The 13,938-nt window shown below is 63.2% G+C and carries 8 protein-coding genes and 1 pseudogene; 3 read left to right on the forward strand and 6 right to left on the reverse strand.

The window, feature by feature from the left end; all coding sequences use genetic code 11:
* Positions 1 to 75 precede the first annotated feature (75 nt).
* The gene (locus V1288_RS12885; protein ID WP_334357390.1) at positions 76 to 2,010 is read left to right on the forward strand and encodes a patatin-like phospholipase family protein; all 1,935 of its coding nucleotides are present in this window, start codon (positions 76 to 78) and stop codon (positions 2,008 to 2,010) included.
* Here V1288_RS12885 and V1288_RS12890 read toward each other — a convergent pair.
* The 3 genes and pseudogenes from V1288_RS12890 to V1288_RS12900 all read right to left on the reverse strand — a co-directional run bounded on the left by V1288_RS12890 (position 1,926) and on the right by V1288_RS12900 (position 8,090).
* A pseudogene (locus V1288_RS12890) lies at positions 1,926 to 5,004 on the reverse strand (bifunctional diguanylate cyclase/phosphodiesterase). The gene V1288_RS12885 and the pseudogene V1288_RS12890 sit on opposite strands and share 85 nt — an antisense overlap.
* A 205-nt stretch (positions 5,005 to 5,209) precedes the next feature.
* The gene (locus tag V1288_RS12895) at positions 5,210 to 6,985 is read right to left on the reverse strand and encodes a putative bifunctional diguanylate cyclase/phosphodiesterase (RefSeq protein ID WP_334357391.1); all 1,776 of its coding nucleotides are present in this window, start codon (positions 6,983 to 6,985) and stop codon (positions 5,210 to 5,212) included.
* Between the two features lie 142 nt (positions 6,986 to 7,127).
* Positions 7,128 to 8,090 (reverse strand): sensor histidine kinase, encoded by a 963-nt coding sequence (locus V1288_RS12900; RefSeq protein WP_334357392.1) that lies wholly within the window; start codon positions 8,088 to 8,090, stop codon positions 7,128 to 7,130.
* Positions 8,091 to 8,271: 181 nt separating this feature from the next.
* Between V1288_RS12900 and V1288_RS12905 the strand changes: the two genes are divergently transcribed.
* Both V1288_RS12905 and V1288_RS12910 read left to right on the forward strand, forming a co-directional pair.
* Positions 8,272 to 9,114, forward strand: coding sequence for an SDR family NAD(P)-dependent oxidoreductase (locus V1288_RS12905; RefSeq protein ID WP_334361295.1), 843 nt, complete (start codon positions 8,272 to 8,274; stop codon positions 9,112 to 9,114).
* A gap of 11 nt (positions 9,115 to 9,125) precedes the next feature.
* The gene (locus V1288_RS12910) at positions 9,126 to 9,626 is read left to right on the forward strand and encodes a cupin domain-containing protein (RefSeq protein WP_334357393.1); all 501 of its coding nucleotides are present in this window, start codon (positions 9,126 to 9,128) and stop codon (positions 9,624 to 9,626) included.
* A gap of 113 nt (positions 9,627 to 9,739) precedes the next feature.
* On the opposite strand, the gene V1288_RS12915 is transcribed toward V1288_RS12910, so the two are convergent.
* The 3 genes from V1288_RS12915 to V1288_RS12925 all read right to left on the reverse strand — a co-directional run bounded on the left by V1288_RS12915 (position 9,740) and on the right by V1288_RS12925 (position 13,822).
* A complete protein-coding gene (locus V1288_RS12915; RefSeq protein WP_334357394.1) occupies positions 9,740 to 11,116 on the reverse strand; it encodes a cytochrome P450 in 1,377 nt (458 codons plus the stop codon).
* 236 nt (positions 11,117 to 11,352) lie between these two features.
* Positions 11,353 to 12,594, reverse strand: coding sequence for an LLM class flavin-dependent oxidoreductase (locus V1288_RS12920; RefSeq protein ID WP_334357395.1), 1,242 nt, complete (start codon positions 12,592 to 12,594; stop codon positions 11,353 to 11,355).
* A 256-nt stretch (positions 12,595 to 12,850) separates the two neighbouring features.
* The gene (locus V1288_RS12925) at positions 12,851 to 13,822 is read right to left on the reverse strand and encodes a formylglycine-generating enzyme family protein (protein WP_334357396.1); all 972 of its coding nucleotides are present in this window, start codon (positions 13,820 to 13,822) and stop codon (positions 12,851 to 12,853) included.
* Between the last annotated feature and the right edge of the window lie 116 nt (positions 13,823 to 13,938).

A 13,938-nucleotide genomic window follows, 5' to 3' on the forward strand; every position in this document is an offset into this window, starting at 1 on the left:
CAGCCTTGATATCGCTCGCGGTGGTGTGGGCCCGGCGCTAAAGTTGGGCCTGAGAATTCAACCGGGTACCGCCAAATGAGTGGATCGAGTTCGGTACTTGCGTGGAGCTCCGCCCTGGAGGACTTCGCGCTGTTTCGAACGCTCAGTGCCGAACAGCGGCTGCAGGCTCTCAATGCCATGGTCCGCCAGGATCTGGTGCGCGGGCAGATGCTGGTCGCGCAAGGCGGGCCGTCGGATTCGCTTTTCTTGGTGCTGCACGGCGCGCTCGCGGTACGCAAGACCGGCTATCTCGAACCGATCGCCGAGCTTCGGGCCGGCGAACTGGTCGGCGAGATCGGCTTCTTCGCCGATGTCCCGCGCACGGCCGATGTGATCGCCATCCGCGACACCAGCGTGCTGGCATTGACGCGTCCGGCCTACCAGAAGCTCGTCGAGGAAGCTCCCGCCATCGTCGAGGCGCTGCTCGCAGCACTGGCGCGGCGATTTGCCAAGGAGACCGCGCGCATCGCGCCGTTCCGCACCTCGCCGAAGGCGCGCACCGTGGCGCTGATCGACGGCGGATTGGAGCCGCTGCCGGGTACTTTTGATCGCCGGATGCGCGAGGGGCTCGCCGCGATTCATGCCGAAATTGTCGACGCCGCCCGCTTGCATGCGCTGTTTCCCGGTCGCGCGCTCGATGCCCACGAAGTCACCGAATGGCTCAACAAGCTCGAACACACCGCGCCGCTCGTGGTTTACCTCGGCGGCGGCGAAGCCTCGCCATGGGCACGCAAGGCGATCCGCCAGGCCGACATGGTCGTATTTGCGTGCCGCGGGGACGCGCCTGCGGCAGCATTGACTGACATCGAGGCCTTCGCATGCGAGGTCCATTCCGTCTCGGCCCGGCGCCTCGTTCGCGTTCATGATAAGCGAAGCGGCGAGGTCAGCGGCACCGCCGGCTGGCTGGCCCGGCTGCCGGCCTTCATGCATCACCATGTCGCCCTCGAAGACCAGGTCGATATCGACAGCCTGATCCGTTTTTTGTGCGGCCGGGCGGTCGGCTTCGTCGCCGCCGGCGGCGGCAGTTTTGGCACCGCGCATGTCGGAATCTACAAGGCGTTTCGCGAACGCGGCGTGATGTTCGATATCTTTGTCGGCACCAGCGTCGGCTCCGCCATGGTGGCCGGCTTTGCCAAGAATCTCGAAGCCGAGCATCTCGAGCGCGGCACGCACGAAATCTTTGTCAGGAGCAGAAGCTTTCGGCGGCCGACCTGGCCGCGCTATGCGTTGCTGGATCACAAGGCATTCGATCGCGCGCTCGCCCATCAGTACGGCCCCGACTGCCGGATCGAGGATTGCTGGCGGCCTTTCGCGGCGGTGGCCACCAATCTTTCGACCCACAATCTCGAACTGATCCGGACGGGACCGCTCTGGCAGGCGGTGCGCGCATCGAGTGCGATTCCCGGGCTGTTGCCGCCGTTCTACACGCCGGAGGGCGCGATGCTGGTCGATGGATGTCTCATTGACAATGTCCCGCTGGCGTCGATGCACCAGCTCAAGAGCGGTCCCAACCTGGTGGTGCATTTCGGCGAGCCCGCGGCGGAGATGTTCGACGTCGATTATGCGGCGCTGCCAGGGCGGTTCGAGCTGATAGCCGCCATGCTGACGCCGTTCCGCAAGAAGCTATTACCCGCGGCGCCGAGCGCGGTGAACGTGCTGTGGCGAAGCTTGGTGGCGCATCAGCGCTACGATACGTTGCCGGTCGGACCGTTCGATACGGTGATGCGGCCACCGCTTCCGCCCGGGATCGATCTTACGGATTTCGATCGCCACACCGAAATCTTTGATGCCTCCTACCTCTGGGCCAAGGAGGCCATCGCGGCGCTGGAGGCGGGAGGCAGTTCGGCCATTGCGGCCATCCTCGACGCCGGCGCGCTGGAACGGCGTCAGGCGACGGCCGTCGCGGTCTCCAGTCGCACGCCGAGCAATCGCCTCGCCTCGGCCGCCGGCTTCGGCGCGCTGAACAGATAGCCCTGCATCTGCGTGCAGCCGAGCTGGCGCAGCATCTCGCGCTGCTGCTCGGTTTCGACGCCTTCCGCGGTCGTGGTCATGTTGCGGGCCGCTGCGATGTTCACCACCGCCTGCACGATCGCGGCCGAGCCGTCGACCTCGATGTCGCTGACGAAGCAGCGGTCGATCTTGATCTTGTCGAATGGAAACCGCTTCAGATAGCTCAACGAGGAGAAGCCGGTGCCGAAATCGTCGAGCGCGATGCGCACGCCGATGGCGCGAAGCTGATGCAGGATTTCAAGCGCGGTTTCGTCGTCATGGATCAGCACCGCTTCGGTGATTTCGATCTCGAGCCGATCAGGCGACAGGCCGGAGGCGGCAAGCGCGCCCGTGATCCGCAGCGCCAGCGTCGGCGACTTCAACTGGATCGGCGAAACGTTGACGGCGAGCCTGACCCGCGATGGCCAGCCGGCCGCTTCGGTGCAGGCCGTCTGCATGACCCAGTCGCCGAGTTCGTTGATCAGGCCGGTGTCCTCGGCGACCGGAATGAATTCCGCGGGCGAGATCATCCCGCGCTCGGGATGGCGCCAGCGCAGCAGCGCCTCGCAGCCCGTCACCTCGCCGCTCGCGAGATCGAGCAGCGGCTGGTAGTGGATATCGAAGCCGCCATCGGCCAATGCTTGCCGCAGGTCCTGCTCCATGGTGAGCCGCGCCTTGGCGCGGGCATCCATGGCGGGTTCGAAGAAGCGATGGACACGGCGTCCCTCGGCCTTGGCGGCGTACATCGCGAGGTCGGCGTGCTTGATCAACTGGTCGAGTTCGATGCCGTCCTTGGGCGCGAGCGCGATGCCGATGCTGGCGTCGGTCGAAAGGTGATGACCGAGGCATTGATAAGGCTGGCGTATCGCCTCGTAGATCCGGGTCACGAATTCCTCGACCTCGGCGCGGCCGCTGATGGCGGTCTGGATCACCGCAAATTCGTCGCCGCCGAGGCGGGCGATGAGGTCGCCCGGCTTGGTGCAATCCTTGAGGCTCGCCGCCACCGCCTTCAAAAGTTCATCGCCGACATGGTGTCCGAGCGAGTCGTTGATGCCCTTGAACTCATCGATATCGATATAGAGCAGCGCGAATTGTTGGCCGCTGACGGCCTTGCGGAGTTCGCGCTCGATCTGCTCGCGGAACAGTACCCGGTTCGGAAGGTCGGTCAGCGCGTCGTAATGCGCCAGATGCGCGATCTTCTCGTTGGCAAGCCGGCGCTCGGTAACGTCGTCGACGACGTTGATGATGTACCGCGCCTGACCCGCCGAACTGCGAATTCCGAGCCGTTTGGAGGTGATGTAGCGCGGGCCCATCCCCTGGGTTTCCCAGACGTGCTCGTCCTTGAACAGGCCGTCGGGAGATTGCAGCGTTTTCTCTTCGTCGGCGGCGATGATTTCGGCGGCGGCCCGCGGAAAGATGTCGGCAGCCGTCTTGCCGATGATCAGGTCGCGCGAAATGCCGAACTGGGCTTCCGCCACGCGGTTGACCAGCAGATAGCGGCGGTCGTGCACGTCCTTCACGGTAATCTGGGAGGGGATGTGATCGATGATCTGGCTCAGGAAGGCGTAATTGCGGTCGCGCTCCTGCTCGAGATTGCGTCGCTCGGTGATATCTTCCATGGTGGCAACCCAGCCGCCATCCGCCAGCGGCTTTCTCATCGTCAAGAATGTGCGGCCGTCGGCGCATTGGATGACACTGTGGCTCGCCTGGCCGCGCTCGATGTTCTGTAAAGACCGAATCACAGAACTCATCGATATCGCCATCGAAAGAGCCGCGGTCCTTACGATGCTGCATCAGGTCGCGGAAATGACAGCCGGGCTTGACCACGTCGGTCGATAGATTGTGCATGTCGACATAGCGCCGGTTGAAGGTGACGAGCCGCGCCGATGCGTCGAACGTCACCAGTCCCTGGATCATGTTGTTGAGCGCGGTATCGAGCCGGCCCCTTTCCGCTTCCAGCCGCTGCTGTGCCTCGCGGCTCTGCCTTGTGATCTGCCTGATGATCAGGAACAGCATCAGGGCGATCACCGCCGCCGACAGCGTCGCCGCGATTACGAGGAATCTGGTTTGCGCATGCCAATCCTGCAGCGCGGCGCTGGTCGTGTTGGTCGCGACCACAACGCCCGGATAATGCGCGAGCGAGGCTGCGGATCCCAGCCGGTCGGTCTGGTCGATCGGGCTTTGCACGCGCAACGTCTGCCGCCCGCCATGTTCGCGGACACGCTGCAGCAACGGCGCCTTTGCAAAATTCTGTCCAATCAATTCATCGACGCGGGGATAGCGCGCCAGCAGGGTGCCATCGGCATGAAACATCGAGACCGCGGCACCCGTTCCAAGCGCTACGGATGCAAAGAATTTTTCGTAGTTGACCGGATTGATCCGCCGCGTCATCACGCCGAGAAAGACGCCGTCCTCGCCGCGCAGTCGGTGGGCAATGACCGAGTTCAGGTTGCCGGTGAGGTAGCTGCGAACCGACTCGGTCAGAATGGATGGCGATCGCGAATCGAATTTGAAGCTCTTGAAGTAGGCCCGCTCGGAAATGTTGAGGGTCGGCGCCGGTAGCGGCCGCGACCAGTTGACAATGTCGCCATTGGAATCGAAGATGGAGATGTCGCCCAGATAGGACAGCACCCCGGCCTTGGATCTCAGGATTTCATGGGCTTCCGGGCTTGCGATGCGCTCCCGGAAATCCTTCTCCGAGGCGAAGCCCGAAATTTGCAGCCGGGAAATCACGTCCTCGGCGATGGTGTCGGAATCCTCGAACTGCTGGTCGAAGTGGCGGGTGAGCAGGAGAACGGTGTTCTCCAGCTCGCGTTCGCTGTTGAGAAGCGCCCGCTCGCGGAATTCACCGGCCATCATGATGGTGCCGACGAAAATCGCCGCCACCAGCAAGCCGCCGCAAAGCGTCAGCCATAACACCGGCCCCCGGATGGTTGCGGCAAGGTGTCGGCCGGTGGCCGCGGTTCGGGCCTTCATGCCATGCAGGTGGTGAAACAGACTGCGCATTGTCCCTTCTCCCCGCCAACATGCATACAATGAGCAGATGTCATAAGCCGTTAGGAAACCCGGTTACCCAAGGCTTAATCGCGTGTCCTTCGGGACGCGATCGCGAGAGGAAGCGGCATTGTGCTGCTTCCGCCGTTCTGCCGGCGGGAGATGAAGCGCTTCTCAGCGGCAGGCCTTAGCGGCGATAGCCGCCGCCGCGCGAGTAGGCGGGGCGGGTCTCTGGGACAGGGCGGCTGACGAGGCCGGCGCGCGCCTCGCTGGTGCGCGGTGTCGCCAGCTTGAGGTCTTCCAGGAAAATCGGCTTCGAGAAGTAATAGCCCTGGGCGTAACGGATCCTGGTCGCAGCCTGCAGATAGGCCAGTTCCTCGAAGCTTTCGAGCCCTTCGGCGATCACGGTCATGCCGAGCGCTTCGCTTAAGGATTCGATCGCCCGCAAGATGCCCTGGCTGCGGGGACGCTTATGGATATCGGTGATGAAGGAGCGATCGATCTTGATCTCGTCGGCGGTAATGTCGGCCAGCGCCGACAGCGACGAATAGCCGGTGCCGAAATCGTCGATCGAGATCTTGACGCCAAGCTTGCGGAAGATCGGCAGGATCTCATGCTGGAAATGCGCCTTGGTGACGAAGGCATCTTCCGTTACCTCGATCATGAAGCGCTTGGGAAATCCGGTGGCCTCGATCGCCTCGGCGAACGGCCGCATGAATTCGGGATTGCCGGCCTGTTTGGCGGCGACGTTCATGCTGATCGCGGTGTCGGGCCCAAAGGTCTCGTTGATCAGGTCGATCGACTTGACGATTTCCGCCAGCACCAGATGCGTCAGTTCGTCGATCAGGCCGAGTTCAGTGGCAAGATTGATGAAGGTGCTGGGCGCCTGAATCACCCCCTCGTCGTCGCGCAGGCGCACCAGCGCCTCGACGCCCGTGACTTCCTGGGTCCGGATATCGACCTTGGGCTGGAAGGCGCAGCAAAAGCGCTTTTCCAGGATCGCCAGCCGCAGCGATTGCTCGATCTTCATTCGCGCCAGCGCCTCACGCTCCATGCTGGCATCGAAGAACGCCGCGTCGCCCTTGCTGCCGTTCTTGACGCGGTACATCGCGATGTCGGCGTTCTGGCGCAGCACCTCATAGCTGCGCCCGTGTTCGGGATAGAGGCTGACGCCGATCGATGTCGAGGCGAATATCTCGGATTGGTCGATGAAGAACGGCGCCTTCAACCGCTGCAGGATGAAGCGGACGAACTCTTCGACCTCGGAATCGTTCTGGATCGGGTTGAGCAGCAGCACGAACTCGTCGCCGCTGATCCGCGACAGGATGTCGGATTCGCGCAGGTCCAGGCCCAGCCGCTTGGCCATCTCCACCAGCAGCGCGTCGCCGACCGCGTGTCCGTAATAGTCGTTGATGTGCTTGAAATTGTCGACGTCGAGAAAGGCCAGCGCGAAACGGCCCTGTCCGTTGTCGTACTTCAGGAGACTGTTGACGCGGTGCTCGATCACGCGCCGCGTCGGCAGCCCGGTCAATTCGTCGTAATAGGCGGAGCGGAACAGGTGATCCTCGAACGCCTTCTGTTCAGAGATGTCGGTCGAACTCGAGATCAGCAAATTGCGCCCGGCGATCTGGGCGGGCCGATGCGAAGTGAGAAACACCTGCTTGGCCGGACCGTCGGCAATGGCTTCTTCCAGCACGGCTGGGCGGCCGGCACGCAGCAATTCGAGGCAGGTTTCGCGGCGATCGCTCAGTTGCGAGGCCGATGACGCCGCAGCCGCCGCCTCCAGCAGGGCAGCCGCGGCATCGTTCATCAGCACGAACTCGCCGTGCTCGTCCTGAACCGTCACACCGGTCGGAAGCTGCTTGAAGACATCCCGCAGGATGTTCAATTCGGATTCAAAATGGCTTTCATCGTCGGCCTGCGTCGCCGCCGCCTGAAAGTCGCGCTTGTAGGTACTATGCATGCCACGGAGCTTGGCAAAGTCCCTTGTAGTATTGGTTAAGCGGAACTGCGAAAAACCGGGACAACCATACAAGTCGGCGATTTCCAACGGCATCGCGCTCGATCGTCATTAACAGAGTGTCAACGCGGAAGGAGACGGTCGGCTAACTCGCGGGAATCCGGCACTGCATCGTGCAATGCGCGCCGGTCTTGAGGAAACGGATATCGGTCTTGCCGTCGAACGCGCGCAGCGCCGATTGTAACAGCTTGGTGCCGAAGCCCGCGGGGCCGACGCTTTCGATCACGGGACCTTCGGTTTCGTCCCAGGTGACGTTGAGGCGATCCTCCGACACCGACCACGACACCTGCAACAGCCCGCGCGCCGAAGAAAACGCGCCGTACTTGCCTGCATTGGTGGCCAGTTCGTGGAAGATCAGCGCCAGGCTGACCGCCAGCTTGGCCGGCAGGAACAGTGGATCGCCGTTCAAATTGAACCGGACGTGGCCGTACGGCCCAAGTTCGGCATGCAGCATGTCCTTGATGTCGCAGCCGCTGCCGTCCAGCCGCGCGATCAAGTCGTCGGTCGCCGACAGCGCACGCAGGCGGCGATCGATGCTGCCCCAGATCTGCGGCTGGTCCTGCAGCACCTGGTGCAGCACGGCGTGGATCGTCGACGTCTTGTTCTTGAGCCGGTGCTGCAATTCCTCGACCAGGAGCTTGCGGTATTCTTCTTCCCGGATCAGGCGTTTCGAATCTTCCCGCTGCTGCGCCACGATCGTCCGGTAATGCTCGACGCCCCAGATGGCGAAGCCGCAAACTGCCCAGAACATCAGCAGCAACGCAAACCGCGCGGAATCCGCAATAGAGCTATCAAAATTGACGGTGACGCCGAGCAGGCCTCCTGCGATGGCCGCCGCGATCCCGATCCGGGCGCCGCCGATGGCGGTGGCCAGGAACACGGCCGGGAAGTACGGCGTGAAGAATACGTCGGGGCGGATCTGGGCCACGCCCCACCGGGCGATCGTCGACAAGGCGAGGCAGCCGGCCGCGAAGGCCGTGCTGAAAAGCAAGGAAGGCTGGGAGATTCCCTGCCATCCGCGCCTGAATTCGTCGATCAATTTCTTCATCGGTATCGTCACTTCACGTGATCAGCGAATCCAAAATAAGGCCGATCATAGCGAAATTCGGGTATTTCGGGGTCGCCGATGGCAGCAAAGCCGGATGATCGCGATGGAACAAGCTCGCTTGCGTTGTCCGCGACAGGCGAGGATATTGACGTCAACCGATATCGACAGAGGGGAACGCTACATGGGACGGCTGGACGGCAAGGTCGCGGTCATCACCGGTGCGACAAGCGGCATCGGATTGCACACCGCGGAGATCTTCGTCGCCGAAGGCGCAAAGATCGTGATTGCTGGGCGGCGCGCGCCGGAAGGCGAGGCGCTGGCCAAAAAGCTCGGCGCCAACTGCATCTTCCGCCAGACCGACGTCACGGTCGAAGAGCAGATGAAGGCACTGATCGCCCTTTCGGTGGAGAAATTCGGCCGGATCGATTGCCTGTTCAACAATGCCGGCGGACCGGCGCAGACCGGCGGCATCGAAGGCCTCGAGGTCGACCGCTTCGACGCGGCGATGGCGACGCTGATTCGCAGTGTCATGCTCGGCATGAAACATGCCGCGCCCCATATGCGCAAACAAGGCTCCGGGAGCATCATCAACAATGGCAGCATCGCCGGCACGCTGGCGGGCTATTCGTCGTCAATGGTCTACAGCGCGGCGAAGGCCGCCGTTATCCACTTGACCAAATGCGTCGCGATGGAGCTCGGCGAATCCAACATTCGCGTGAATTCGATTTCGCCCGGCGCGATTGCGACGGGCATTTTCGGCAAGGCGCTGGGCCTGTCGGTGGAGGCCGCCGAAAAGACGCCTTCGGTCATGCGCGAGGTCTACAAATCGGCGCAGCCGATCCCGCGTGCCGGCCTGCCGGAGGATATCGCGTATGCCGCGGTGTTCCTGGCGAGCGATGAATCCTCCTTCGTCAACGGCCACGATCTCGTGGTCGATGGCGCCATGATCGGCGGCCGCAACTGGAGCCAGCAACAGCAGGGTTATGTGACCCTGCGCAAGGCATTCGATCAGGGTGCCGGGTAAGGGAGACGCAAATGTCTGCAACATTCCGCCCGTCACCGATATTGGAAGGTCGTCCGTTCTACCTCGCCATCATCGCGGGCCTCGCCTGTGCTATCGTCATCGGCAAGACGCTGCCATCGACCATGGACGCGATCTCGGCAGTCATCGAGCCGCTCTGCGCCAATAGTGTCTCGTCGGGCTCGACACAGGACGTCGTCGAGCCGATCAGCTCGCATGCATTGCCGAACGTGCCGGGCAAGCGTGTGACGATCGTGCGCGTGTTCTACGGCCCCGGCGGGTTCACGCCTGCGCACCGGCATGCCGGTTCCGTCACCGCCTATGTCACCAAGGGCGAAATCCGTTCGCAATTGGCGGGCGGTCCGGTCGAGACGTTTGGGGTCGGTCAGTCGTTCTTCGAGCCGCCCGGCGCCGTGCATCTGGTCTCGGCCAATGCCAGCATGACCGAGCCCGCCGAATTGATCGCGGTGTTCGTGGCGGACGAGGGCGCGCAACTCACGACGCTCGTGGATTAGGGTTGGGGCTGCGGCCACGATCCCAACTCGTCATGCGCGGGCTTGACCCGCGCATCCATCGAAAGAATCAAGCGAAGCGCGATGGATTGCCGGGCCAAGCCCGGCAATGACGGTTAGACCGGCTTCAGCACCACCCGTAGCCCATCTCGCGGTTTCGGGATCGGCCACATCTGCCAGTCCGGCTTATAGCCTGGCTCCAGCGAGACCTCGAGATTCTGCAGGAAATGCCGCGCAAAACATTTCGCCTGCATGTAGGCGAAGTGCAGGCCGAGGCACATATGCGCGCCGCCGCCATACGGCACCCACGCGAAGCGATGGCGGGTGCGCTGCGCCTCGTCGGAGAAACGCGTCGGATCGAACTTATCCGGCTCAGACCAGATCTCCGGCATATGGTGCGTGAACAGCGGGTTGACGCCGACCAGCGTGCCGGCAGGAACGTCGTACCCCTTGAACGAAAAGTCGCGTACCGCGCGGCGCGGCATCGACGGCACCGGCGGCTTCAGTCGCAGCGCTTCCTTGAACGCCATTTCCGACAGCGGCATCTTATCGAGATTGTCGATGCTGGAGGGATCGTTGGCCTCGATGCCGAGGCCTTTGACTTCCTCGCGCAACTGCTGCTGCCATTCGGGGTGGGCGGCAAGCTCGCCGACAAAGGAGGTCAGCGACGATGTCAGCGTGTCATGCGCCGCCATCATCAGAAAACTCATGTGGTCGATGATGTCCTGGGTCGACAGCAGCGCGCCGTCCTCGTGCGTCGCCTGGCACAGTTGCGAGAATAGGTCATAGCCGCCGCCCCGCGCGCGGCGGATCGGAATCTGCTCGGCGAAGTAGGCAACGATCCGCTTGCGGCCTGCAACGCCGCGGCCCATCTGCGTGAACGGCAGTGGCCGCCGGATCGGCGCCACGGCTGCGGCCACCATGTCGATGAAGGCGCGGGTGATCTCGTCGACCTCAGGCCCGATGTCGGCGCCGAGGAACGACGTCGCCGCCAGATCGAGCGTGAGCTGCTTCATCGCCGGATACATCAGCATCTCGCCCGGCCGCGCCTTCCACCGCTTGACCCGCGTGGCAATGCCGCGGTCGAGATCGACGAGGTAGGACTTCATCGGCCCCGACTTGAACGCGACCGACAGCGCGCGACGGTGCAGGCGGTGCTCTTCAAAATCCAGCAGCATCAGCCCGCGCGGAAACAACAGGCCGAGGATCGGTCCCCAGCCATGGGTAGAGGAGAACAGGCGCGCCTGGTCGAACAGCACGAGCTCGTTGGCCTCGGGCCCGAGCATCGTCACGCTGGTCTCGCCGAACAGATGGGTGCGGTAGATCAGACCGTATCTGGCGGCCGATTTCTCAATCCGTCCCTTGGGGTCGGCCAGCACCGCCAGCGTGTTGCCGATGAACGGCCAGCCCTCGTTACCGGGAATGTGCCGTAACGCCTTGGGGTTCGGCGGCACCGGGATATTGGCGGGAGAAGCAACACTCTGCATCGACATGGCAATTGCTCCGGCTGAACTCGAAAATCGAAAATATTATCCACCGGATCAGTGGCTTTGTCGCGGCCTGAATATTGGCTTAGCGGCCCGGGCATGGCCCGGATCGGTAAATAACTCTTTGTTTCCTTGCAGCAAATGTGAAGCTGGCGGCGTCATATGGGACGCCATCCAGAAATATTACGGGAAGTTGACCTTATCAGAAGAGGCAGCGCGGAGCGCACTCCGCGCTGGTCCCATCATGCCTTGCGCTTGGCCGCTTCCTTCTGCAGGTCCGGCGCGTTGATGGTCGGGATCGCGACGCGGCCCGGGCCGGTATGGGCAAGGGCTGCTGCGGCCTTTTCGTTTTCCATGATTTTCGCCATCACGGCCTGGCCCGCCCGCTCGAACACCGCGCGGTTCTCGACCAGGAATTTCTGCGACTCGCGCAGTTTCGCGGCGTAGCCGTTGATCTCCGGAATCACGTAGCGCGCGACCATGTCCCAGCTTCGGCGGGTGTTTTCCGGGTTGGCCCAGTCGTGCACGAAGCCGATGATGGCGCCGACGCCGCCCGAGACATGCATCAGGTTCTTGATGGTTTTGACGAGGTCATCCGGCGTGCCGATGGTGGACGCGGCGTTCTCGCCGCCCGCGGTTTTCTCGACCGCATCCTCCGGCGAGTTGAACGGCTCCAGCTCCGGCCGCTGCAGCGTGCGGACGTTATATTCGTTGTGCCAGCGCATCAGGCCGGGACCGGCCTCGCGCTCTGCCTGTTCGCGCGTCTCTGCGATGTGCCAGCTCAAGAGCACGCGCCAGTCGGATCGGCTGACGGTGGTGCCGGCCTTCTTCGCCGCATCCTCGGCAAAGCCCCATTGCGTCGGCAGCGCCATCAGGCCCTGCGTCGACATCGAGCCGAGCGAGATGATGCCGATGCCGTATTTGCCGGCGAGCGTCATGCCCGATGGCGAGATCTGCGACGCCACGACGAACGGCATGTCCTCCTGAAGCGGAAGCAATTGCAGCGCGGCGTCCTGCATGGTGAACCAGTCGCTCCTGGCGGTGACGCGCTCGCCCTTGAACAGGCGGCGGATGATCGCGATCGCTTCATCCTGACGGTCGCGCTGGGTCATCGGGTCGATGCCGAGCGTGTGCGCATCGGAGGCCAGCGCGCCAGGTCCGGAGCCGAAAATGGCGCGGCCGCCGGTCATCCAGTCGAGCTGCACGATACGCTGCGCGACGTTGTACGGATGGTGATAGGGCAGCGAGACCACGCCGGTGCCGAGCCTGATGCGCTTGGTGCGTTCGCCGGCGGCCGCCAAGAACATTTCCGGCGAGGCGATCATTTCCCAGCCCGAGGAATGATGCTCGCCGCACCAGAATTCATCGAAGCCGAGCGCGTCGATCTGCTCGACGAAGTCGAGGTCGCGGCGGAACTGCAGCAGCGGATTCTCGCCGATCGGGTGATGCGGGGCGAGGAAAGCTCCGAATTTCAGACGCGCCATGGGGTTTTCTCTCCGGATTTATTGTTCTTCTGCATTGCTCGCGACCAAGTTACGGGGTGGGCCGGAGCAAGGCAATCCTCGCACCCCGCGGCCAGCGCATGGTTGTTGCGCGGGGTCGGTCGACATGCCGTCGTCCGGAATTAGCACCGCCTCCGAAGGCCAGACGATCGAGACAGCGGGGCGCGGGTATTCGCTTCAAGTTGCAGCAATCGGCCGATGGTTGCCTGATATGAGGAACCCAAGCGTGCAGCCGGCGTCACGGCTGCACGTTCAGCGTCCGCACCACGCGAAAGCTGTAACCGCCGCCGTCCACGATTCCGTTCTCGCGGTAGCCGGAGCGGACCATGTTGGCGGTCCAGTCCCAGGTGCCGCCGCGCAGCATGCGCTTGTTACAGTCGCCTTCCAGCCATGGCGAGCCGTCGGCCGGCGTGTCTTCATTGTAGCGCTTGTTGAAGCAATCTTCCGTCCATTCGAACACGTTGCCGTGCACCTGATACAGGCCGAACGGATTGGGCGCGTAGGAATCCACCACCGAAGGGCCCTTGCTGTCCAGGCCACGCGGCCCGTTGCCATAGGGAATTGACGCCTTGTAGCTGGCGTTCTGCCCGCTGATCGTATTTCCGAACCAGAACGGCGTGGTGGTGCCGGCGCGGGCGAAATATTCGCGCTCGGATTCGCTGGGCAGCCGATAGGTGCGGCCGACCTTCTTCGACAGCCAGGCCAGATAGAGTTTCGCGGCCTCGAAATTGATGCCCTGCGCCGGCATGCGGCCGCGGCCGAATCCCTTGTCGTCGCCCCTGATGCCGCCGCAGCCGCCGTCCGCGAGACAGGCGTCCCATTCGTCGAACGATATGGCGAAGCGGCCGACTGCGAACGGCCTTGCGAAGCTGACGCGGTGGATCGGGTCTTCGCCCTTGAAACGGTCCGGCTCGTTGGCTGGCGTGCCCATCATGAACGAGCCTTTCGGCACCACCACCATCTCGGGACAGACGTCGCATTCCCTAAAGCTCTCCTTCGGCTTAAGCGCTTGTTCGAGCTCCGGCGTCAGCGGCTGCACGCCCTTCTCGGCAAAGAACTGCCGGGGCAGGGGCGCCGGCGGGATTTGTGCCTTCTCCGCTGCAGATGCGGGGTTTGGTGACCGTCGGGGTTTGGCTGATGCATCACCGACGAGGAAAACGACGAGCGCTCCGACGAGCGGGGCGAGCAGCAATTTCGGTACCGCTGGCATGAGCCATCCTTCGCAGGCAACGTTGATGTTGCTTGGTCGCATCCAGACCAGGCCACGTTCACGAGGGGATTTGAAACAGTTAACCGGATCCTGCGGCGATGGCGGGCGTGCCGCTC

It is taken from the genome of Bradyrhizobium sp. AZCC 2176 (assembly GCF_036924645.1).
Taxonomy (GTDB): domain Bacteria; phylum Pseudomonadota; class Alphaproteobacteria; order Rhizobiales; family Xanthobacteraceae; genus Bradyrhizobium.